Source organism: Streptomyces sp. NPDC051218 (genome assembly GCF_044455475.1).
Taxonomy (GTDB): domain Bacteria; phylum Actinomycetota; class Actinomycetes; order Streptomycetales; family Streptomycetaceae; genus Streptomyces.
The window spans coordinates 484,524-504,697 of sequence record NZ_JBITEU010000005.1; the positions used below are offsets into that span (position 1 = coordinate 484,524).

General features: G+C 70.8%; 17 protein-coding genes. 14 read left to right on the top strand and 3 right to left on the bottom strand.

Features of this window, described 5'->3' with window-relative positions:
- Window positions 1–257 precede the first annotated feature (257 nt).
- The 12 genes from hpnC (at window position 258) to ACIBCK_RS18520 (ending at window position 13,923) form a co-directional block, all read left to right on the top strand.
- Window positions 258–1,154 (top strand): squalene synthase HpnC, encoded by an 897-nt coding sequence (hpnC, locus tag ACIBCK_RS18465; protein ID WP_399391410.1) that lies wholly within the window; start codon window positions 258–260, stop codon window positions 1,152–1,154.
- Window positions 1,151–2,101: a presqualene diphosphate synthase HpnD gene (gene hpnD, locus ACIBCK_RS18470; RefSeq protein ID WP_399391412.1), complete on the top strand. Its 951-nt coding sequence runs from the start codon at window positions 1,151–1,153 to the stop codon at window positions 2,099–2,101. The genes hpnC and hpnD overlap by 4 nt, the downstream gene beginning before the upstream one ends.
- A gap of 109 nt (window positions 2,102–2,210) precedes the next feature.
- A complete protein-coding gene (hpnE, locus tag ACIBCK_RS18475) occupies window positions 2,211–3,623 on the top strand; it encodes a hydroxysqualene dehydroxylase HpnE (protein WP_399391414.1) in 1,413 nt (470 codons plus the stop codon).
- Window positions 3,620–4,765: a polyprenyl synthetase family protein gene (locus ACIBCK_RS18480; protein WP_399391416.1), complete on the top strand. Its 1,146-nt coding sequence runs from the start codon at window positions 3,620–3,622 to the stop codon at window positions 4,763–4,765. The genes hpnE and ACIBCK_RS18480 overlap by 4 nt, the downstream gene beginning before the upstream one ends.
- A 103-nt stretch (window positions 4,766–4,868) precedes the next feature.
- Window positions 4,869–6,866 carry a squalene--hopene cyclase gene (gene shc / locus ACIBCK_RS18485; RefSeq protein ID WP_399391417.1) on the top strand — a complete coding sequence of 666 codons (1,998 nt, stop codon included), beginning with the start codon at window positions 4,869–4,871 and terminating at the stop codon, window positions 6,864–6,866.
- Window positions 6,866–7,516, top strand: a complete 651-nt coding sequence (locus tag ACIBCK_RS18490) for a 1-hydroxy-2-methyl-2-butenyl 4-diphosphate reductase (RefSeq protein ID WP_399391419.1) — start codon at window positions 6,866–6,868, stop codon at window positions 7,514–7,516. Before shc ends, ACIBCK_RS18490 begins: the two co-directional genes overlap by 1 nt.
- A gap of 5 nt (window positions 7,517–7,521) precedes the next feature.
- A complete protein-coding gene (hpnH, locus tag ACIBCK_RS18495; RefSeq protein WP_399391421.1) occupies window positions 7,522–8,547 on the top strand; it encodes an adenosyl-hopene transferase HpnH in 1,026 nt (341 codons plus the stop codon).
- 4 nt (window positions 8,548–8,551) lie between these two features.
- Window positions 8,552–9,718, top strand: coding sequence for a flavodoxin-dependent (E)-4-hydroxy-3-methylbut-2-enyl-diphosphate synthase (gene ispG, locus ACIBCK_RS18500; RefSeq protein ID WP_399391423.1), 1,167 nt, complete (start codon window positions 8,552–8,554; stop codon window positions 9,716–9,718).
- Between the two features lie 24 nt (window positions 9,719–9,742).
- Window positions 9,743–11,626, top strand: coding sequence for a 1-deoxy-D-xylulose-5-phosphate synthase (gene dxs / locus ACIBCK_RS18505; protein WP_399391425.1), 1,884 nt, complete (start codon window positions 9,743–9,745; stop codon window positions 11,624–11,626).
- A 2-nt stretch (window positions 11,627–11,628) separates the two neighbouring features.
- Window positions 11,629–13,014, top strand: a complete 1,386-nt coding sequence (locus ACIBCK_RS18510) for an aspartate aminotransferase family protein (protein WP_399391427.1) — start codon at window positions 11,629–11,631, stop codon at window positions 13,012–13,014.
- A 109-nt stretch (window positions 13,015–13,123) separates the two neighbouring features.
- A complete protein-coding gene (locus ACIBCK_RS18515) occupies window positions 13,124–13,753 on the top strand; it encodes a helix-turn-helix domain-containing protein (RefSeq protein WP_399391429.1) in 630 nt (209 codons plus the stop codon).
- A gap of 47 nt (window positions 13,754–13,800) precedes the next feature.
- Entirely contained in the window at window positions 13,801–13,923 is a 123-nt protein-coding gene (locus tag ACIBCK_RS18520) for a DUF6126 family protein (RefSeq protein WP_160510678.1), read from the top strand.
- Window positions 13,924–13,945: 22 nt separating this feature from the next.
- Here the strand turns inward: ACIBCK_RS18520 and ACIBCK_RS18525 are convergent, their stop codons facing one another.
- A complete protein-coding gene (locus tag ACIBCK_RS18525) occupies window positions 13,946–14,752 on the bottom strand; it encodes a tyrosine-protein phosphatase (RefSeq protein WP_399391431.1) in 807 nt (268 codons plus the stop codon).
- Window positions 14,753–14,946: 194 nt separating this feature from the next.
- Here ACIBCK_RS18525 and ACIBCK_RS18530 point away from each other — a divergent pair, with 194 nt between their 5' ends.
- Together ACIBCK_RS18530 and ACIBCK_RS18535 are read left to right on the top strand one after the other, a co-directional pair.
- A complete protein-coding gene (locus tag ACIBCK_RS18530; RefSeq protein ID WP_399391433.1) occupies window positions 14,947–17,037 on the top strand; it encodes an alpha-galactosidase in 2,091 nt (696 codons plus the stop codon).
- A 124-nt stretch (window positions 17,038–17,161) separates the two neighbouring features.
- A complete protein-coding gene (locus tag ACIBCK_RS18535) occupies window positions 17,162–17,980 on the top strand; it encodes an SGNH/GDSL hydrolase family protein (protein WP_399391434.1) in 819 nt (272 codons plus the stop codon).
- Between the two features lie 21 nt (window positions 17,981–18,001).
- Here ACIBCK_RS18535 and ACIBCK_RS18540 read toward each other — a convergent pair whose 3' ends face one another.
- Both ACIBCK_RS18540 and ACIBCK_RS18545 read right to left on the bottom strand, forming a co-directional pair.
- Window positions 18,002–18,616: a TetR/AcrR family transcriptional regulator gene (locus tag ACIBCK_RS18540; protein WP_399391436.1), complete on the bottom strand. Its 615-nt coding sequence runs from the start codon at window positions 18,614–18,616 to the stop codon at window positions 18,002–18,004.
- A gap of 336 nt (window positions 18,617–18,952) precedes the next feature.
- Window positions 18,953–20,134, bottom strand: coding sequence for a Glu/Leu/Phe/Val dehydrogenase dimerization domain-containing protein (locus ACIBCK_RS18545; protein WP_399391438.1), 1,182 nt, complete (start codon window positions 20,132–20,134; stop codon window positions 18,953–18,955).
- Between the last annotated feature and the right edge of the window lie 40 nt (window positions 20,135–20,174).

Sequence of the window (20,174 nt, forward strand, 5' to 3'; positions counted from 1 at the left end):
AGCCCCTTTGGTTGCCTCAAGTCCCTTGAGCCCGGGGAAGATTGACGTCAATCGGTGTGTTGTTGTGATGCGCGGAACACCCCGACGACGCATGCCGCGTTGTACAACGTAAGCTGTACCGGTGCTGATTCGCGGCAAGTGGGGCGATATCGCGCGGCGCCCCGGCCCGTGGCACGGTCCGCCTCGCGGAGTGCCGGGCGGCGTGTCCGAAATAGGATGTATTGGGTCGGCAGTGTAGAACGGGAGATGTGACGGCAATGGCTACGGATGATCTCCAGCTACGCGACGCATCCGCCGTCCTCGCGAAGGCTGCGGACGAGAACTTCCCCGTGGCGCCCTTCTTCCTGCCCCGCGCCTGGCGCGACGACCTCATGGCCGTGTACGGCTACGCCCGCCTCGTCGACGACATCGGCGACGGCGACCTGGCCCCCGGCGGCGCCGACGCCCGGTACCTCGGCGTGGACCCCGAGGCCGCCGACGACCGGTTCGCTCTCCTGGACGCCTTCGAGGCCGACCTGCACCGGGTCTTCGACTCCACACCGCGGCACCCGCTGCTGCGCGCCCTCCAGCCCACCGTGCGGCGCTGTCGCCTCACGCCCGAACCCTTCATCGGCCTGATCGAGGCCAACCGCCAGGACCAGCTCGTCGCACGCTACGAGACGTACGACGACCTTCTGGCCTACTGCGAGCTGTCCGCGAATCCGGTGGGCCGTCTCGTCCTCGGCATCACCGGTACCGCGACGCCGGAGCGGATCCGCCGCTCGGACGCGGTGTGCACCGGCCTCCAGATCGTCGAGCACCTCCAGGACGTCGCCGAGGACCTGGGCCGGGGCCGCGTCTACCTGCCCGCCGATGACATGAAGCGATTCCATGTCCAGGAGCGGGATCTGGCCGCACCGACAGCAGGCGCGTCGGTGCGCGCACTGGTTGCATATGAAGCAGAACGCGCCCGCTGCCTCCTGAATGAAGGCACCCCCCTGGTGGGTAGCGTCCACGGCAGGCTGAAGGTGCTGCTTGCAGGTTTCGTGGCTGGGGGGAGGGCGGCGGTCTCCGCGATCGCCGCCGCCGGATACGACGTACTTCCTGGACCGCCGAAACCCACCAAACCGCGTTTGCTGCGCGAGGTGGGGGCGGTTCTGCGAGGAGAGGGGTGAGCCGGACCGTGGAGTCAGGCCCGAACGTGTCCGCGCCGGTACTCGCCGCATACAGCTACTGCGAGGCCGTCACAGGGCAGCAGGCACGCAATTTCGCGTACGGCATCAGGCTGCTCTCGCTGCCCAAGCGCCGCGCGATGTCGGCGCTCTACGCCCTCTCGCGGCGCGTGGACGACATCGGCGACGGCGCGCTCGCGCCGGCCGTCAAGGCCGAGCGCCTCGACGAGACCCGGGCCCTGCTCGCCCGGATCCGCGCGGGGAACGTGGACGAGGACGACACCGACCCGGTGGCGGTCGCGCTCGCGCATGCCGCGGAGCACTTCCCCATCCCGCTCGGCGGGCTCGACGAGCTGATCGACGGGGTCCTGATGGACGTCCGCGGCGAGACGTACGAGACGTGGGAGGACCTCAGGGTCTACTGCCGGTGCGTCGCGGGCGCCATCGGACGGCTCTCCCTCGGCGTGTTCGGCACGGAACGGGGGGCGCTCAACGCCGAGCGCGCGCCGGAGTATGCCGACACGCTCGGCCTCGCGCTCCAACTCACCAATATCCTCCGTGACGTTCGCGAGGACGCGGAGGACGGCCGCACCTATCTGCCCGCCGACGATCTCGCCAAGTTCGGCTGCTCCGCCGGGTTCTCGGGTTCCGAGCCGCCCGCCGGTTCCGACTTCGCCGGGCTCGTGCACTTCGAGGTGCGCAGGGCGCGGGCGCTGTTCGCCGAGGGGTACCGCCTGCTTCCCATGCTCGACCGGCGCAGCGGGGCCTGCGTGGCCGCCATGGCGGGCATCTACCGGCGGCTTCTGGACCGCATCGAGCGGGAGCCGGAGGCGGTCCTGCGCGGTCGTGTCTCGCTGCCGGGCCGCGAGAAGGCGTACGTCGCCGTGCGTGGTCTCTCCGGTCTCGATGCGCGCACCATCTCCCGACAGACCGTCAGGAGGCGTGCTTGATGGGCATCCGCGGCGCATGCGGTGAACGTAGGGCAACCCCCTGCAACCGGCGGGCAACCCTCCGCCGCGCCTCGGCGTCCCAGACTGCAACCGCCCAGGGGGAAAGCGCATGAGAGACGAAGACACGCGATCGGCCGCGGATGCCGACGGGCAGGCGGGCCGCGGGGCCGCCGTGGTGGTCGGCGGCGGGCTCGCCGGCATCACCGCGGCGCTGTCCCTCGCCGACGCGGGGCTGCGCGTGACGCTGCTCGAAGGGCGGCCGCGCCTCGGCGGGCTCGCCTTCTCCTTCAAGCGCGGCGACCTGACCATCGACAACGGCCAGCACGTCTACCTGCGCTGCTGCACCGCCTACCGCTGGTTCCTCGACCGCGTCGACGGCGCGGCCCTCGCGCCCTTGCAGGAACGTCTCGACGTGCCCGTACTCGACGCCGACCGGAACCGGCTCGGCCGCCTTCGCCGCACCGCGCTGCCCGTGCCGCTGCACCTGGCGGCGAGCCTCGCCACGTATCCGCATCTGTCGCTCGCGGAGCGCGCCAACGTCGGGCGCGCCGCACTCGCCCTCAAGGGGCTCGACCCGGCCGACCCCAAGCTGGACGGCCAGGACTTCGGCAGCTGGCTCGCCGCGCACGGCCAGTCGCCGCGCGCCGTCGAGGCCCTGTGGGACCTTGTCGGTGTGGCCACGCTCAACGCCGTCGCGGGGGACTCCTCGCTGGGGCTGGCCGCGATGGTCTTCAAGACCGGGCTGCTGTCGCAGCCGGGCGCCGCCGACATCGGCTGGGCGCATGTGCCCCTCGGTGATCTCCATGACACGCTGGCCCGCAAGGCGCTCGACTCCGCGGGCGTACGAACCGAACTGAGGACACGAGTCACCTCCATCTCCCGTACGGACAACGGCGGTTGGAAGGTCGAAGTTCCCGGCGAGACGATCGAGGCACAGACCGTCGTGCTCGCCGTGCCGCAGCACGAGACCCACGATCTGCTCCCCGACGGCGCCCTGGACGAGCCCGACCGGCTGCTCGACATCGACACCGCGCCGATCCTCAACATCCACGTCGTCTACGACCGCAAGGTCCTCAAGCGGCCCTTCTTCGCGGCCATCGGCTCGCCCGTGCAGTGGGTCTTCGACCGGACCGAAGCCTCCGGGCTCACCGAGGGGCAGTACGTCGCGCTGTCCCAGTCCGCGGCCCAGGACGAGATCGACGCGCCCGTCGCCGCGCTGCGCGAGCGCTATCTGCCGGAGCTCGAGCGGCTGCTGCCCGCCGCGCACGGCGCCGAAGTACGGGACTTCTTCGTGACCCGGGAGCGCACCGCGACGTTCGCGCCGACTCCCGGTGTGGGCCGGCTGCGGCCCGGTGCTCGCACCAAGGCTCCCGGCCTGTACCTCGCCGGGGCGTGGACCGCCACCGGGTGGCCCGCGACCATGGAGAGCGCCGTCCGCAGCGGCATCAGCGCCGCAAGGGAAGCTCTCTCCGCCCTAGACCGCCCACGCGATCACCTCTTCGACGTCGAGGAGGCCGCGTGAAGCCAGCCCTCCTGGGGTCAGGTCCCCAGGAAAACAGCACCGGAACAACCAGTACCGGAACAAGAGGAGAGACTGTGCCGACTGTGCCCTCGGCCGAATCGGCTGCCGACACGGTGGACGTGACCTCACTGCTCGAGCGCGGAAGGACGCTGGCCACCCCGGTGCTGCGGTCCGCCGTGGACCGCCTCGCGCCGCCCATGGACACCGTCGCCGCCTACCACTTCGGCTGGATCGACGCCGAGGGCAACCCGTCCGACGGCGACGGCGGCAAGGCCGTGCGTCCCGCCCTCGCCCTGCTCTCCGCGGAGGCGGCCGGCGCCGCACCGGAGGTCGGCGTACCCGGAGCTGTAGCGGTCGAACTGGTGCACAACTTCTCGTTGCTGCACGACGACCTGATGGACGGCGACGAACAGCGCCGCCACCGCGACACGGTGTGGAAGGTGCACGGCCCGGCCCAGGCCATCCTCGTCGGTGACGCCCTCTTCGCGCTCGCCAACGAGATCCTCCTGGAGATCGGCACCGTCGAGGCGGGCCGCGCCACGCGCCGCCTGACCACCGCGACCCGCGCCCTGATCGACGGCCAGGCGCAGGACATCTCCTACGAGCACCGCGAGCGGGTCACCGTCGAGGAGTGCCTGGAGATGGAGGGCAACAAGACCGGCGCCCTGCTCGCCTGCGCGGTCTCCATCGGCGCCGTACTCGGCGGCGCCGACGACCGCACCGCCGACATCCTGGAGAAGTACGGCTACCACCTCGGCCTCGCCTTCCAGGCCGTGGACGACCTGCTCGGCATCTGGGGCGACCCGGAGTCCACCGGCAAGCAGACCTGGAGCGATCTTCGCCAGCGCAAGAAGTCGCTGCCCGTCGTGGCCGCGCTCGCCGCGGGCGGGCCCGCGTCCGAGCAGCTCGCCGAGCTGCTCGCGGCCGACGCCAAGAGCAACGACTTCGACAGCTTCTCCGAGGAGGAGTTCGCCGCACGCGCCGCCCTGATCGAGCAGGCGGGCGGCCGTGAGTGGACCGCCGACGAGGCCCGGCGCCAGCACACCATCGCCATCGAGGCGCTCGACACCGTCGAGATGCCCGACCGGGTGCGGGAGCAGCTCGTCGCGCTCGCCGACTTCGTCGTCGTACGGAAGAGATGATCACTATCGAGCAGATATAGGACTCGCAGTCGCCGGCCGGCGCCCAGCGCGTCGGCCGACGGCGGACCCACAGCAGAGAAGACGACTGCACGAAGGGGAAGCCATGACAGCGACGACCGACGGAAGCACCGGAGCGGTGACGCCCCGCGCAACCTCGGCCAGCCAGCCACTCGACCTGACCACGGTGACGGCACCAGGGCCACGTGACGCCGCCGCGCGCGCCATACAACGCTCGACCGAGTTCCTGCTCTCGCAGCAGGACGCCCAGGGCTGGTGGAAGGGCGGCCTCGAAACGAACGTGACGATGGACGCCGAGGACCTGCTGCTCCGTCAGTTCCTGGGCATCCGGGACGAGAAGACCACCCGCGCCGCCGCGCTCTTCATCCGCGGCGAGCAGCGCGAGGACGGCACCTGGGCCACCTTCTTCGGCGGCCCCGGCGAACTCTCCACCACCATCGAGGCGTACGTCGCGCTGCGTCTGGCGGGCGACGCTCCGGACGACCCGCACATGGCGAAGGCCTCCGCCTGGATCCGCGACCAGGGCGGCATCGCCGCGAGCCGCGTCTTCACCCGCATCTGGCTCGCCCTCTTCGGCTGGTGGAAGTGGGGCGACCTGCCCGAACTCCCGCCGGAGCTCATCTACTTCCCCAAGTGGCTGCCGCTCAACATCTACGACTTCGGGTGCTGGGCGCGCCAGACGATCGTGCCGCTCACCGTCGTCTCCGCCAAGCGCCCCGTCCGCCCCGCACCCTTCCCGCTGGACGAGCTGCACAGCGACGCGCGCGTACCGAACCCGGCCAAGCCCCTCGCGCCCATGGGGAGTTGGGACGGCGTCTTCCAGCGCCTCGACAAGGCCCTGCACCTCTACCGCAAGGTCGCCCCGCGCAAGGTGCGCAAGGCCGCGATGAACAGCGCCGCCCGCTGGATCATCGAACGCCAGGAGAACGACGGCTGCTGGGGCGGCATCCAGCCGCCAGCCGTGTACTCCGTGATCGCCCTCCACCTGCTCGGATACGACCTGGAGCACCCGGTCCTCAAGGCGGGCCTGGAGTCGCTCGACCGGTTCGCCATCTGGCGCGAGGACGGCTCCCGGATGATCGAGGCGTGCCAGTCGCCGGTCTGGGACACCTGCCTCGCGACCATCGCGCTCGCCGACGCGGGCCTGCCCGCCGACCATCCGCAGCTCATCAAGGCGGCGGACTGGATGCTCGGCGAGGAGATCGTACGGCCCGGCGACTGGTCCGTGCGTCGCCCGCAACTCGCCCCCGGCGGCTGGGCGTTCGAGTTCCACAACGACAACTACCCCGACATCGACGACACCGCCGAGGTCATCCTGGCCCTGCGCCGGGTGGAGCACCCCGACCGCCCGCGCCTGGAGAACGCGATCGAGCGCGGCATGCGCTGGACCCTCGGCATGCAGTCCAAGGGCGGCGCCTGGGCCGCCTTCGACGCCGACAACACCAGCCCGTTCCCCAACCGGCTGCCGTTCTGCGACTTCGGTGAGGTCATCGACCCGCCGTCGGCCGACGTCACCGGACACGTCGTCGAGATGCTCGCCATCGAGGGCAAGTCGCACGACCCGCGCACCCGGCGCGGCATCGAGTGGCTACTCGCCGAACAGGAGCCGGACGGCTCGTGGTTCGGCCGCTGGGGCGTCAACTACGTATACGGCACAGGGTCCGTGGTGCCCGCGCTCATCGCGGCGGGGCTGCCGGCCTCGCACCCCGCGCTGCGCCGCGCCGTCGGCTGGCTGGAGTCGGTGCAGAACGACGACGGAGGCTGGGGCGAGGACCTGCGCTCCTACCGCTACGAGGAGTGGCGGGGCCACGGCGCCTCCACCGCTTCGCAGACCGCCTGGGCGCTGCTCGCGCTGCTCGCGGCCGGAGAGCGGGACGCCAAGGCCGTGGAGCGGGGCGCCACCTGGCTGGCCGAGGCGCAGCGGAACGACGGCTCCTGGGACGAGCCGTACTTCACCGGCACCGGCTTCCCCTGGGACTTCTCCATCAACTACCACCTCTACCGGCAGGTGTTCCCGCTCACCGCGCTCGGCCGGTACGTCAACGGGGAGCCGTTCGTGGGCCTCTCCACCAAGGGGGGCTGATGGAGAGGACCCCGGCCGTACCGGGCCCCGTACCGCTGCTGATCGCCTGCGCGCTCGGCATCGAGCACCTCGCCCTGCGCACGGGCGACCGCGGCGGCGCGCACGGGCGGCCCACCGTGCTCCGTACGGGGATGGGCCCCAAGAACGCCGAGCGCGCCGTCACCGGCGCCCTCGGCAAGGAGTCGCTGCGCCACGCCGCCGTCGTGGCCACCGGCTTCTGTGCCGGGCTCGCCCCCGGCATGCACCCCGGCGATCTGGTCGTCGCCGACGAGACCCGTCACGCTGACGGCCACACGCCGTGCGTCGGCACCGATCTGCTGGTCAAGGAGCTGGAGCGGGCCGTACCCGGCCGCACCGTGCACACCGGCCCGCTCACCGGCTCCGACCATGTCATCCGCGGTCACGAACGGGCCGCTCTGCTCGCCACGGGCGCGATCGCGGTGGACATGGAGTCCGCCGCGACGCTGCACAGCGCGCTGCGGGCGGGAGACCGTCCTGTTGCCGCCGTCCGGGTGGTCGTGGACGCCCCACAGCACGAACTCGTCCGCATCGGCACGGTGCGCGGTGGAATATCAGCTTTCCGTGTTCTCCGTTCCGTGCTTCCCGCTTTTTTCGAATGGCACCGTTCTTCTTTGCTCCCCCGGAGGTGAGCCAGATGGCCATGCCGCTGCGCCAGACCATCAAGGTCGCGACGTATCTCTTTGAACAGAAGCTCCGCAAGCGTGACAAGTTTCCGCTGATCGTCGAGTTGGAGCCGCTCTTCGCGTGCAACCTCGCGTGCGAAGGATGCGGCAAGATCCAGCACCCGGCCGGTGTCCTCAAGCAGCGCATGCCGGTCGCCCAGGCCGTGGGCGCCGTCCTTGAGTCCGGCGCGCCGATGGTGTCCATCGCGGGCGGTGAGCCGCTGATGCACCCTCACATCGACGAGATCGTGCGGCAGTTGGTGGCGAAGAAGAAGTACGTCTTCCTCTGCACCAACGCCATGCTGCTGCGCAAGAAGATGGAGAAGTTCACGCCTTCCCCGTACTTCGCGTTCGCCGTGCACATCGACGGAATGCGGGAGCGGCACGACGAATCCGTCGCGAAGGAGGGCGTGTTCGACGAGGCGGTGGAAGCCATCAAGGAAGCCAAGAAGCGCGGTTTCCGGGTGACCACCAACTCCACCTTCTTCAGCAACGACACGCCGCAGAACATCATCGAGGTCCTCAACTTCCTCAACGACGAGCTGGAAGTCGACGAGATGATGCTCTCGCCCGCCTACGCCTACGAGAAGGCGCCGGACCAGGAGCACTTCCTGGGCGTCGAGCAGACCCGCGAGCTCTTCAAGAAGGCCTTCGCGGGCGGCAACAGGCGGCGCTGGCGCCTGAACCACTCGCCGCTGTTCCTCGACTTCCTGGAGGGCAAGGCGGACTTCCCGTGCACCGCCTGGGCGATCCCGAACTACTCGCTCTTCGGCTGGCAGCGCCCCTGCTATCTGATGAGCGACGGGTACGTCCCGACGTACAAGGAACTCATCGAGGAGACCGACTGGAGCAAGTACGGCCGCGGCAAGGACCCGCGCTGCGCCAACTGCATGGCGCACTGCGGCTACGAGCCGACCGCCGTCCTCGCCACCATGGGCTCCCTGAAGGAGTCCATCCGCGCCGCCCGCGAAACGGTCTCCGCGAACCGCGCGGGGTGACGTCATGAGCCTCGGAACGCCCGTGGCACTGGGCCTTCCCGAGCTGCCGGTCCGGCCGATCTCGGAGCGCCGCCTCGCGCGGCGCATCGAGGTCGGGCCGGTGGCCGTGGGGGGCGGTGCACCGGTGTCGGTGCAGTCGATGACGACGACGCGTACGTCCGACATCGGGGCGACGCTGCAGCAGATCGCCGAACTGACGGCGTCCGGCTGCCAGATCGTGCGGGTGGCGTGTCCGACGCAGGACGACGCGGACGCGCTGGCGACGATCGCGCGGAAGTCGCAGATCCCGGTGATCGCCGACATCCACTTCCAGCCGAAGTACGTCTTCGCGGCGATCGACGCCGGGTGTGCCGCGGTGCGGGTGAATCCCGGCAACATCAAGCAGTTCGACGACAAGGTGCGCGAGATCGCCCGCGCCGCCTCGTCGGCCGGTACGCCGATCCGGATCGGCGTGAACGCGGGCTCGCTCGACAAGCGGCTGCTCGTCAAGTACGGGAAGGCGACCCCGGAGGCCCTGGTCGAGTCGGCCCTCTGGGAGGCGTCGCTCTTCGAGGAGCACGGCTTCCGTGACATCAAGATCTCGGTCAAGCACAACGACCCGGTGGTCATGGTCAACGCCTACCGCCAACTGGCCGCCGCCTGCGACTATCCGCTGCACCTGGGCGTGACGGAGGCGGGCCCCGCGTTCCAGGGCACGATCAAGTCGGCCGTGGCCTTCGGGGCGCTGCTGAGCGAGGGCATCGGCGACACCATCCGGGTATCGCTGTCCGCGCCGCCCGCCGAGGAGGTCAAGGTCGGCATCCAGATCCTGGAGTCGCTCGGCCTGCGACAGCGCCGCCTGGAGATCGTCTCCTGCCCGTCCTGCGGGCGCGCCCAGGTGGATGTGTACAAGCTGGCCGACGAGGTGACCGCGGGCCTGGACGGCATGGAAGTGCCGCTGCGTGTGGCGGTCATGGGGTGTGTCGTGAACGGGCCGGGGGAGGCCCGTGAGGCGGACCTCGGCGTCGCGTCCGGCAACGGCAAGGGGCAGATCTTCGTGAAGGGCGAGGTCATCAAGACCGTCCCCGAGTCGAAGATCGTGGAGACCCTCATCGAAGAGGCGATGAAGATCGCCGCACAGATGGAGGACGACGGCGTCACCTCAGGGGTGCCCGACGTCACCGTGAGCTGAGTTCCACCAGAGAGGGGGCCGAGCATGACCATTCTGGAATCCATTCGGGGGCCGCGCGACCTGAAGGCGCTGACCGAGGACGAGCTCGACGAACTGGCCGAGGAAGTCCGGGAGTTCCTGGTGCACGCGGTCGCCAGGACCGGAGGTCACCTCGGTCCCAACCTGGGCGTGGTGGAACTCTCCCTCGCCCTCCACCGGGTCTTCGAGTCGCCGCTCGACCGCATCGTGTGGGACACCGGCCACCAGAGCTACGTACACAAACTCCTGACCGGCCGGCAGGACTTCTCCAAGCTGCGCGGCAAGGGCGGCCTGTCCGGCTACCCCTCGCGCGCCGAGTCCGAGCACGACATCGTCGAGAACAGCCACGCGTCGACAGCCCTCGGCTGGGCCGACGGCCTGGCCAAGGCCCGTCAGGTCCTGGGGGAGCGGGGCCATGTCGTCGCCGTCATCGGGGACGGCGCGCTCACCGGCGGCATGGCGTGGGAGGCACTCAACAACATCGCGGCCGCGAAGGACCGGCCGCTGATCATCGTCGTCAACGACAACGAGCGTTCGTACGCGCCCACCATCGGCGGTCTCGCGAACCACCTGGCCACACTGCGCACCACCGACAGCTACGAACGGGTCCTGGCCTGGGGCAAGGACATCCTCCAGCGCACCCCCGTCGTCGGACACACGCTGTACGAATCACTGCACGGCGCCAAGAAGGGTTTCAAGGACGCCTTCGCGCCGCAGGGCATGTTCGAGGACCTGGGCCTCAAGTACGTCGGACCGATCGACGGGCACGACACCGGGGCCGTCGAGTCGGCACTGCGACGTGCGAAACGCTTCCACGGACCCGTCATCGTCCACTGCCTCACCGAGAAGGGGCGCGGCTACGAGCCCGCGCTCGCCGACGAGGCCGACCGGTTCCATACGGTCGGCGTGATGGACCCGCTGACCTGCGAGCCGCTCGCACCCTCCAACGGCCCTTCGTGGACCTCGGTTTTTGGCGACGAGATCGTACGCATCGGGGCCGAGCGCGAGGACGTGGTCGCGATCACCGCGGCCATGCTGGGACCGGTCGGCCTGACGAAGTTCGCCCAGTCCTACCCCGACCGGGTGTGGGACGTCGGGATCGCGGAACAGCACGCCGCGGTGTCGGCGGCCGGGCTCGCGACCGGGGGCCTGCACCCCGTCGTCGCCGTCTACGCCACCTTCCTCAACCGCGCCTTCGACCAGCTCCTGATGGATGTCGCACTGCACGAGTGCGGCGTCACCTTCGTCCTGGACCGCGCCGGGGTCACGGGCGTCGACGGCGCCTCGCACAACGGCATGTGGGACATGTCGATCCTCCAGGTCGTGCCGGGGCTGCGGATCGCCGCGCCGCGTGACGCCGGCCAACTGCGCGCGCAGCTGCGGGAAGCGGTGGCCGTGGACGACGCGCCGACGCTGCTGCGCTTCCCCAAGGAGTCGGTCGGACCGGCGATTCCCGCGGTCGACCGGATCGGCGGCATGGACGTGCTGAGCCAAGGCCCCCAAGACGCCGACACGGACGTGCTGTTGGTGGCGGTCGGCGTGATGGCGCCCGTCTGTCTGCGGGCCGCGGAGCTGCTGCGGGAGCGGGGGCTCGGCTGCACGGTGGTCGACCCGCGCTGGGTCAAGCCGGTCGACGCCGAACTGCCCGACCTGGCAGCGCGGCACCGTGTCGTGGGCGTCGTCGAGGACAACAGCCGCGCGTCCGGGGTCGGCGCGGCGATCGCCCTCGCGCTCGGGGACGCCGAAGTCGACGTACCCGTCAGGCGGTTCGGCATCCCCGAGCAGTTCCTCCCGCACGCCAAGCGGGCCGAGGTGCTCGCGGACATCGGACTCACCCCGGTCGAGATCGCGGGCCGCATCAGCGCCACACTGGCAGCCAAGGAGCACTGAGCATGACCAAGGAGTTCGACCTCGGCAGACTCCTCGCCGAGCGGGGCGCCGAGCGCTACGAACTGCACGCGCGGCATCTGAACCATCAGCTGCCGCGCATGCTGCACACCATCGGCTTCGACAAGGTCTACGAACGGGCCGAGGGCGCGTACTTCTGGGACGCGGAAGGCAACGACTACCTCGACATGCTCGCGGGCTTCGGGGTGATGGGCCTCGGCCGCCACCACCCCGTCGTACGCAAGGCGCTGCACGACGTCCTGGACGCGTCGCTCGCGGATCTGACGCGCTTCGACTGCCAGCCGCTGCCCGGCCTGCTCGCCGAGAAGCTGCTGACCAGAAGCCCGCACCTGGACCGGGTGTTCTTCGGCAACAGCGGCACGGAGGCCGTCGAGACCGCGCTGAAGTTCGCGCGGTACGCGACGGGCAGACCAAGGGTGCTGTACTGCCGCCACGCCTTCCACGGCCTGACCACCGGCTCCCTCTCGGTGAACGGCGAGTCGGGCTTCCGGGACGGGTTCGCACCGCTGCTCCCGGACACCGCCGTACCACTCGGTGATCTGGACGCCCTGCGCAGGGAGTTGGCGAAGGGCGACGTGGCCGGGCTCATCGTCGAGCCCATCCAGGGCAAGGGCGTGCACGAGCCGCCGCCCGGCTATCTGCTCGCCGCCCAGGAGCTGTTGCGCCGGCACAAGGCGCTGCTCATCGCCGACGAGGTGCAGACGGGCCTCGGCAGGACCGGTGACTTCTACGCCTACCAGCACGAGGAAGGCGTCGAGCCGGACCTGGTGTGTGTCGCGAAGGCGCTGTCCGGCGGCTATGTGCCGGTGGGTGCGACGCTCGGCAAGGACTGGATCTTCAAGAAGGTCTACTCGTCCATGGACCGGGTGCTCGTGCACTCGGCGAGCTTCGGGTCCAACGCGCAGGCCATGGCGGCGGGGCTCGCCGTCCTCTCCGTCATGGAGGACGAGAAGATCGTCGAGAACGCGCGCGTCACCGGCGAACTCCTGAAGTCGCGGCTCGCCGCGCTCGTCGGCCGCTATGAGCTGCTGAGCGAGGTACGCGGCCGTGGCCTGATGATCGGCATCGAGTTCGGGCGGCCCAACTCGCTGAAGCTGCGCAGCCGTTGGACGATGCTCCAGGCGGCACGCAAGGGGCTCTTCGCGCAGATGGTCGTCGTGCCGCTGTTGCAGAAGCACCGCATCCTTACCCAGGTCTCCGGTGACCATCTGGAGGTCATCAAGCTGATCCCGCCGCTGACCATCGGGGAGCGGGAGGTCGACCGGTTCGTGGAGGCGTTCACCGCGGTGATGGACGAGGCGCACAGCGGGGGAGGGCTGATGTGGGACTTCGGGAAGACACTGGTCAAGCAGGCGGTGGCGAACCGCTGAGGCACACCGGTCGAAGGGCTGAGCAGTCCTGAGTAGTGCTGAGCAGGGTGGGCTTTGCCTCTGAGGCAAAAAAGTTGCCGCAGAGGCAAGGGCCTGGCTCAATCGAGGCATGAGCAACGCCGAGCCCGAACCGCTCGACCCGGAAGCCGCCGAGGCCCTGCCCGCGGTCGCCCCGCAACTGCGCGAGCTGCGGCGCCGTGCCGCGCTGACGCTGGAGGCGGCGGCCAGGGCCGCCGGGCTGTCGCCCGCTCATCTCTCCCGTCTGGAGACCGGTCAGCGCCAGCCGTCCCTGCCGCTGCTGCTCGCGCTGGCCCGTACCTACGGTACGACGGTCTCGGAGCTGCTCGGCGAGACCCCCGCCGACCGGGACGCGGTCGTCCGGGCCGTGGACATGGAACCGACGCGCGCGGGCGGCTGGACCTACTGGCAGGCGGGCGCGCAGGCCCGTGGCATGCAGGCGCTGCGGGTGCATGTGCCGCACGGGGCGCAGGGCGACATCGTGCGCGTCCATCCCGGCGAGGAGTGGCTGTACGTCCTTGAGGGGCGGCTTCGGCTGCGGCTCGGCGACACCGCCCACACGCTCGAACCCGGGGACAGCGCGCACTTCGACTCGCTGACCCCGCACCGGATCGCCGCCGCGGACCACGCCGGCACCGACCTTCTCTTCGTCCACACCCTGCTGCAGAGCCCCGCCACCGCGCTGTGCCTCGGCGGCCCCACCATGGGAGAGACGCGATGACGGAACCCGAAGAGCGGCGGCCCGACCCCGCTCCCGCGAAGAAGGCGATGTCCCTGGAGGAGAAGTTCCCCCGCGGACTCTGGATCCGGCTGATCGTCTACGTGGCCGTGGGCCACCTCTTCGCGGCCTTCATCTACCTGCTGTTCTCGCTGGGCGCGCAGAACCAGTAGCGGGCGCAGGCGGCGCTGCGGGTCAGTCCAGGAGGTGCTCGCGCAGCCGCGCGCGGGTCTCCGGGGCCAGTTCGAGGCCCTCGGTGAGGTAGGTCTCCGTGTCGCCCCAGATCTGCTCGATCGTCTCGAAGGCCGCGGTCAGATACTCGATGCGGGCCTCGAAGAGCGGGCTGAGCAGCTGCATGACCTCGGGGGACATGGCGCTCGGGGAGTTGTCGCCGCGGCGGACCTTGTAACGGCGGTGGGTGGCGTTCGACTCCAGGTAGTCCGCCTCGATGGCGTCGCGCTCGACACCGACGGCGAGGAGCGTGACGGCTATGGACAGGCCCGCGCGGTCCTTGCCCGCGGCGCAGTGCATCAGGGCGGGCACGCTGTCGGCGGCCATCTCGTGCAGCACGCGGCTGTGCTCTGCGGTGCGGTCCTTGATGATCTCGCGGTACGTGTCGGCCATGCGCCCCGCGGCCTGCCCGTCGGCGAGCACCTCGCGCAGCTGGTCCAGATCGCCGTCGCGGACCATCGTCCAGAACTCGGCGCCGTGGGCCGGGTCGGTCAGCGGCAGATTCACGTTGCGCACGCCGGGCAGCTCGACGTCCGGGCCCTCAAGACGCTGGTCGGCGCCGTTGCGGAAGTCGTAGATCGTGTGCAGTCCCAGGGTGGAGAGGAACGCCGCGTCGGCCGCCGTGGCGTGCGCGAGGTGGCCACTGCGAAAGAGCCGGCCCTGCCGCACCCGTCGGCCGTCCGCGGTCGGCAGCCCGCCCACGTCACGGAAGTTGCGGACTCCGGTCAGCTCGGGCTCCGACAGCTCTGTCGGCGGGACTTGCTGCGTCACGGGGGCTCCTCCCGTCCGGCCGCCGGCGCGACTCGCCGGTGGGGGTGCGACTTCGACGATACGACATGGGTTCCTGAGGCAATCACTGCCCGCGCACGAGCGTTGCCTCACAGGCGAACCCCCTCGATGATGTGCGTACGCGCGCGAGCCTGTTCGTTTCCGGTCGGACCCATGTCTGTGTCTGTGAGGGATTGATGATCGAGGTCGGCGAAGACGGTCGGACGTGGCTCCTCTCCGGGCCCACCAGCAGTTACGCGCTGCGGCTCACGGACGACGACGAGCTGCTGCACCTGCACTGGGGGCCGCGTATCGCACTGGCCGACGCCGAAGCGCTAGCGGCGGAGCCGCTGCCCGCGGAGTGGGCCTTCGAGTCACGGCTCGACGGGCACGAGGAGTATCCCGTGGAGGGTGGGCGGCGCTTCGTGCGTCCCGCACTGTCCGTACGGGGCGCCGGAGTGCGCGGCAGCGAGTGGCAGTTCTCGGGGGCCGTGACCGAGGGCGACGAACTGCGGCTCCAATTCGGCGATCCCGTCCACCAGTTGGGCATCCAACTCGTCTACCGGACGCGTGGTGACGTCATCGAGCGGTACGCCGTCCTGCGCCACGAGGGGCAGAGCGGCGCGCCCGAACTGGAGCTGCTCCGCGCCGACTCCGCGACCTGGACACTGCCCGCGCGCGAGCACTGGCGACTCTCTCAGCTGCACGGGCGTTGGGCGGCGGAATCACGGCTCGTGCGGTCGGAGATCACGTACGGCGAGAAGGTCATCGGCAGCCGCCGCGGGCACACCGGGCATCAGCATCTGCCCTGGGTCGCGCTCGACGCCGAGGGGGCGACCGAGGAGCGCGGCGAGGTCTACAGCTGCGCGCTCGCCTGGTCGGGGTCCTGGCGGATCGGGGTGAGCCAACTGCCGGACGGCGCCGTGCAGATCACCGGGGGCCAGGGGTACGACGACTCCGGGCAGGAGGTGCTCGCTCCCGGCGCGCGGATGGTGACGCCGGTCTTCGCCGGGCTGTGGAGCGACGGCGGTTTCGGCGGGGCGAGCCGGGCCTGGCACGCCTATCAGCGCGCGCACGTGATCCCGGACGCCGCCGTGCCGCGGCCCGTCCTCTACAACTCCTGGGAGGCCACCGGTTTCGACATCTCCGAGGAGCAGCAGCGGGTGCTCGCCGAGCGGGCCGCGGCGATGGGGGTCGAGCTGTTCGTGGTGGACGACGCGTGGTTCGGGCAGCGCGTCAGCGACCGGGCGGGGCTCGGCGACTGGACGCCCAACCCCGACCGCTTTCCCGGCGGCCTCAAGCCGCTCGCCGACGACGTGCACGCGCTGGGGATGCGGTTCGGTATCTGGGTCGAACCGGAGATGGTCAACCCGGACAGCGATCTCTACCGGGCCCATCCCGACTGGGTGCAGCATCAACCCGGCCGTCGGCGCACGGAGTTCCGCAATCAGCTCGTGCTCAACCTCGCCCGCGACGACGTCCAGGAGTATCTGTGGGAGCGGCTCGACACGCTCCTCTCCGGTGCGCCCATCGACTATGTGAAGTGGGACTTCAACCGCTGCTTCACCGACGCCGGTTGGCCGGGCGAGCGATATCCGCAGCGGATCTGGAACGCCCATGTGCACGCTCTCTACCGGCTGTTGGACCGCCTGCGGGCCGCGTACCCCTCCGTGGCCTTCGAGTCCTGCTCGGGTGGCGGTGGCCGGATCGACCTCGGGATCCTCTCCCGCACCGACCAGGTGTGGACCTCCGACAACACCGACCCCCTCGACCGGCTCGCCATCCAGCACGGCTTCAGCCAGCTCCACCCGGCGCGGGTCATGGCCGCCTGGGTGACGGACAGCCCGAACACGCAACTCAACGGCAGGGTCAGTACGTTGCGCTTCCGCTTCGTGAGCGCGATGGCGGGCGTGCTCGGCATCGGCGGCGACCTCACCGAGTGGAGTGCCGGTGAGCTCGCCGAAGCGGGCGACTGGGTGAGCCTCTACAAGGAGATCAGGCCCGTGGTGCAGCTCGGCGACCTCCACCGGCTGCGGCCGCCGTCGGACTCGCTGAGTGCGGTGCAGTACGTCCACGGCGACGAGACCGTGGTCCTGGCCTGGCTGCGGGCCCAGGCGCACGGGGAGGAGCCGCCCAGGGTGCGGCTGCGGGGCCTCGATCCCACGGCGGCCTACGTGTGCCGGGAGACGGGGAGCACCCACCGGGGGGCGGTGCTCCTGCACCACGGGCTGCGCACGGGGCTTCGCGGGGACCTGGACGCGGCGGTGTTCCGCTTCCGGCGGGTGTAAGCGGCGCAGGACCCCGTCGCGTATTCCTGGCTTGGACGAAACTTGACCGGTGGCTTATCTCACCCCCCGTCAACCCCTCCCTACGGTGGCGTAGGTCACTTGCCGAGGTGAAAGATACGACGACGTGAGAGCAGAGTCGACATCCTTCATCCCTGACCCATTCACCTCCTACGCAGCGGTCGGCGACAGCTTCACCGAGGGCGTGGGGGACCCCGGCCCCGACGGCACGTTCGTCGGCTGGGCCGACCGTCTTGCCGTGCTGCTCGACGACCGGATGCCGGAGCACACGTTCCGGTACGCCAACCTCGCCGTGCGCGGCAAGCTGCTCGACCAGATCGTCGCGGCCCAGGTGCCCCTGGCCAAGCAACTGGCCCCCGATTTCCTGACGTTCTGCGCGGGCGGCAACGACATCATCCGCCCCGGCACCGACCCGGACGAGGTCGCCGAGCGGTTCGAGCGGGCCGTCGCCGACCTCACGTCGTCGGTCGGCACCGTCATGGTGACCACGGGGTTCGACACCCGCACGGTGCCGGTACTCAAGCACCTGCGCGGCAAGATCGCCACGTACAACGGCCATGTCCGCGCGATCGCCGACCGGTACGGCTGCCCGGTCCTCGACCTGTGGTCCCTCAAGACCATCCAGGACCGCCGCGCCTGGGACGGTGATCGCCTGCACCTCTCCGCCGAGGGGCACACGCGCGTGGCGCTGCGCGCGGCCCAGGTCCTCGGCCTTGAGGTCCCCGCGGACCCGGACCAGCCGTGGCCCCCGGAGCCGCCCCGCGGGACGCTCGAGGTGCGGCGCGACGACATCAACTGGGCGCGCGAGTACCTGGTGCCGTGGTTCGGTCGGCGCCTGCGGGGGGAGTCGTCGGGGGATCACGTGGAGGCGAAGGGGAGCGTGGACCCGTACACGGTGCGGATGCACATCAAGACGGGGTCCTGAGCGGAGTCCCTGGCGGGGCGGTCAGCCGGCCGCCGACTCGGCCGCCGACAGGCCGAGTTCACGGTTGAGGGCCTCGTCCACCCACGCCAGCATGCGCGTGCGGGACAGGGCGCCCTCGTAGGCGGTCATCTGCACCGCGAGGCCGTCCAGCAGGGCCGTGAGGCGCAGGGCCGTGGCCCGGGGGTCGGGGCAACTGAACTCGCCCGCCGCGACGCCCTCCCCGATGACCTCGGCGAGGGCCGCCTTCCACTGCTGGTCCAGGTCGCGCGTCACCGCGCGCAGGGCGGGCTCGCGCAGCGCCGCGGACCAGCCCTCGATCCAGAGGCGCCAGCCCTTGGCCTGGCCGGTGGGGGCGTACCAGCGGACGGCGGCACGCAGGCGGCGCAGGGCGGTGGTGCGGCGGCTCAGGATGGCGCGGAGGTGGGCCAGGTCGGCCTCGGCGGCGTGCGTGAAGGCCGCGGCCACCAGCTTCTCCTTACTGGAGAAGTGATAGAGCACCAGCGCGTTGCTCACGCCGAGCGCCGCGGCCACATCCGCGATGCGCACGGCGGTCACCCCGCGCGCCTCGATCTGCTCAACGGCGGCACCAAGCATCTCAGCCCGCCGCTCCACCACACCCAACCGCGTCCTCACCACGCCGGGCAGCCTATCTACACCCCGAGCACGCGCGCGGACACAGCCGGTCGCGCCCGGCGAGCGGGCGCCACCCGGCAACCAGGGCGTGGGGCCGCGCCCGGCACCTCGGTCTCTTCGACGGTGCCGGTGGCGAGCAGCTCCACCTGCCGGGCGCCTCGGTCTGTTCGACGGGGCGGCAAGGAGTCCGTAACGGCCGGAGCGCTCTCAGCCGCGTGCCTCGGGCTGTCGAACCGGTGGCCGCAACGCGGCGACGCGTTCGCGTCCGGGCTGGGTCGCTTTCCGGTTGGCGGCGGCGGGCGGGCGCGGTCGCGCCGGCGGACCGGCCGTCGCTCGCGGCTACGCGTCCGCGTACCAGCCGAAGCGTTCCCCGATTACCGGCAGTCGGTCGGCGGCCACGGCGTGGGCGGCCGTGCGTGGTGTTGTGCCGTCTGTCTCTGCGCGTCGCAGCATCTTGTCGACCAAGGCCCGCATCGAGCGGCGTGTGTGGGCGAAGGCCTCGTCCGCGGCGGGGCAGATGTCGCCGAAGAGCGTCCACCACCACCAGGCGTTGGTCCCGGAGTTGACGACGACGTCCGGCAGGACGGTGATGCCGCGCTCGGCGAGCAGGTGCTCCGCCTCCGGAAGCACCGGCATGTTGGCCGCCTCCGCTATCCAACGGGCCGTGATCCGGGCTTGGTTGGTGGGATTGATGGTGTACGACACCGCTGCGGGGACCAGGATCTCCGCCTCCGTGGACAGCCAGGCCTCGCCCGGCAGCTCGCGGTCGCCGGGGCGCAGGGCGGAGCGGTCCACCGTGCCGTGCGCGTCGCGGGCGGCGAGCAGTGCCTTCACGTCGAGCCCCGCCGGGTTGGCGATCGTGCCCCTGATGTCGGCGACGGCCACCGTGGTGAGGCCGGCGCGGGTGAGGAACCGGGCGGTCGCGCCGCCCATCGTGCCCAGGCCCTGCACGGCCACGCGCGCACCCGCGTGCGCGTGGCCCGCCCGGTCGAGGGCAGCGAGGATCGCCTCGGCGACTCCGTGGCCGCCGACCAGCTCGCCCAGGCCGATCCCGTCGACCTCCACGGCGAACGCGTCCGCCAGCCGCGCGCGGGCCGCAGCCTCGTCGTCCAGGAGGGGATAAATGGCCTGGATGGAAGAGATCAGGCCCGCTTCCGCCGCCGCCTCGTCGACCAGGTCCTGGGTCAGCCCCAGGTCCTCGCCCGTGGCCCAGGAGCTCTCGACATACGGGCGCATCGCCCGCAGATAGCGGACCAGGACGCCGTACGCCTCCGGGGCGCGCGGATCGCAGTCGATGCCGCCCTTGGCACCGCCGAGCGGGATGTAGCGCGCGGAGGGGTCGTAGTGCAGGGCCTCCTTCATCGTCATCCCGCGGGCGAGGCCCGCGACCTCGTCGAGGGTGCAGCCGGGCCGCATCCGCAGGCCACCGCTGCACACACCCCGTACGAGACGGTCGATGACCAGGAACCCACGGTGGCCGGTGACGTGGTCGGTCCAGGTGAGGGAGAGGAGGGGCGGCATGGAGCGTACTCCTACTGAATGGGGGGTCAGTAGGAGTACA

Excerpts from the sequence above, each read along its gene's own strand:
- hpnC (WP_399391410.1), top strand. The coding sequence starts at position 258 with ATGGCTACGGATGATCTCCAGCTACGCGACGCATCCGCCGTCCTCGCG.
- hpnE (WP_399391414.1), top strand. The coding sequence starts at position 2,211 with ATGAGAGACGAAGACACGCGATCGGCCGCGGATGCCGACGGGCAGGCG.
- shc (WP_399391417.1), top strand. The coding sequence starts at position 4,869 with ATGACAGCGACGACCGACGGAAGCACCGGAGCGGTGACGCCCCGCGCA.
- ACIBCK_RS18490 (WP_399391419.1), top strand. The coding sequence starts at position 6,866 with ATGGAGAGGACCCCGGCCGTACCGGGCCCCGTACCGCTGCTGATCGCC.
- hpnH (WP_399391421.1), top strand. The coding sequence starts at position 7,522 with ATGGCCATGCCGCTGCGCCAGACCATCAAGGTCGCGACGTATCTCTTT.
- ispG (WP_399391423.1), top strand. The coding sequence starts at position 8,552 with ATGAGCCTCGGAACGCCCGTGGCACTGGGCCTTCCCGAGCTGCCGGTC.
- dxs (WP_399391425.1), top strand. The coding sequence starts at position 9,743 with ATGACCATTCTGGAATCCATTCGGGGGCCGCGCGACCTGAAGGCGCTG.
- ACIBCK_RS18510 (WP_399391427.1), top strand. The coding sequence starts at position 11,629 with ATGACCAAGGAGTTCGACCTCGGCAGACTCCTCGCCGAGCGGGGCGCC.
- ACIBCK_RS18515 (WP_399391429.1), top strand. The coding sequence starts at position 13,124 with ATGAGCAACGCCGAGCCCGAACCGCTCGACCCGGAAGCCGCCGAGGCC.
- ACIBCK_RS18520 (WP_160510678.1), top strand. The coding sequence starts at position 13,801 with ATGTCCCTGGAGGAGAAGTTCCCCCGCGGACTCTGGATCCGGCTGATC.
- ACIBCK_RS18530 (WP_399391433.1), top strand. The coding sequence starts at position 14,947 with ATGATCGAGGTCGGCGAAGACGGTCGGACGTGGCTCCTCTCCGGGCCC.
- ACIBCK_RS18545 (WP_399391438.1), bottom strand. The coding sequence starts at position 20,134 with ATGCCGCCCCTCCTCTCCCTCACCTGGACCGACCACGTCACCGGCCAC.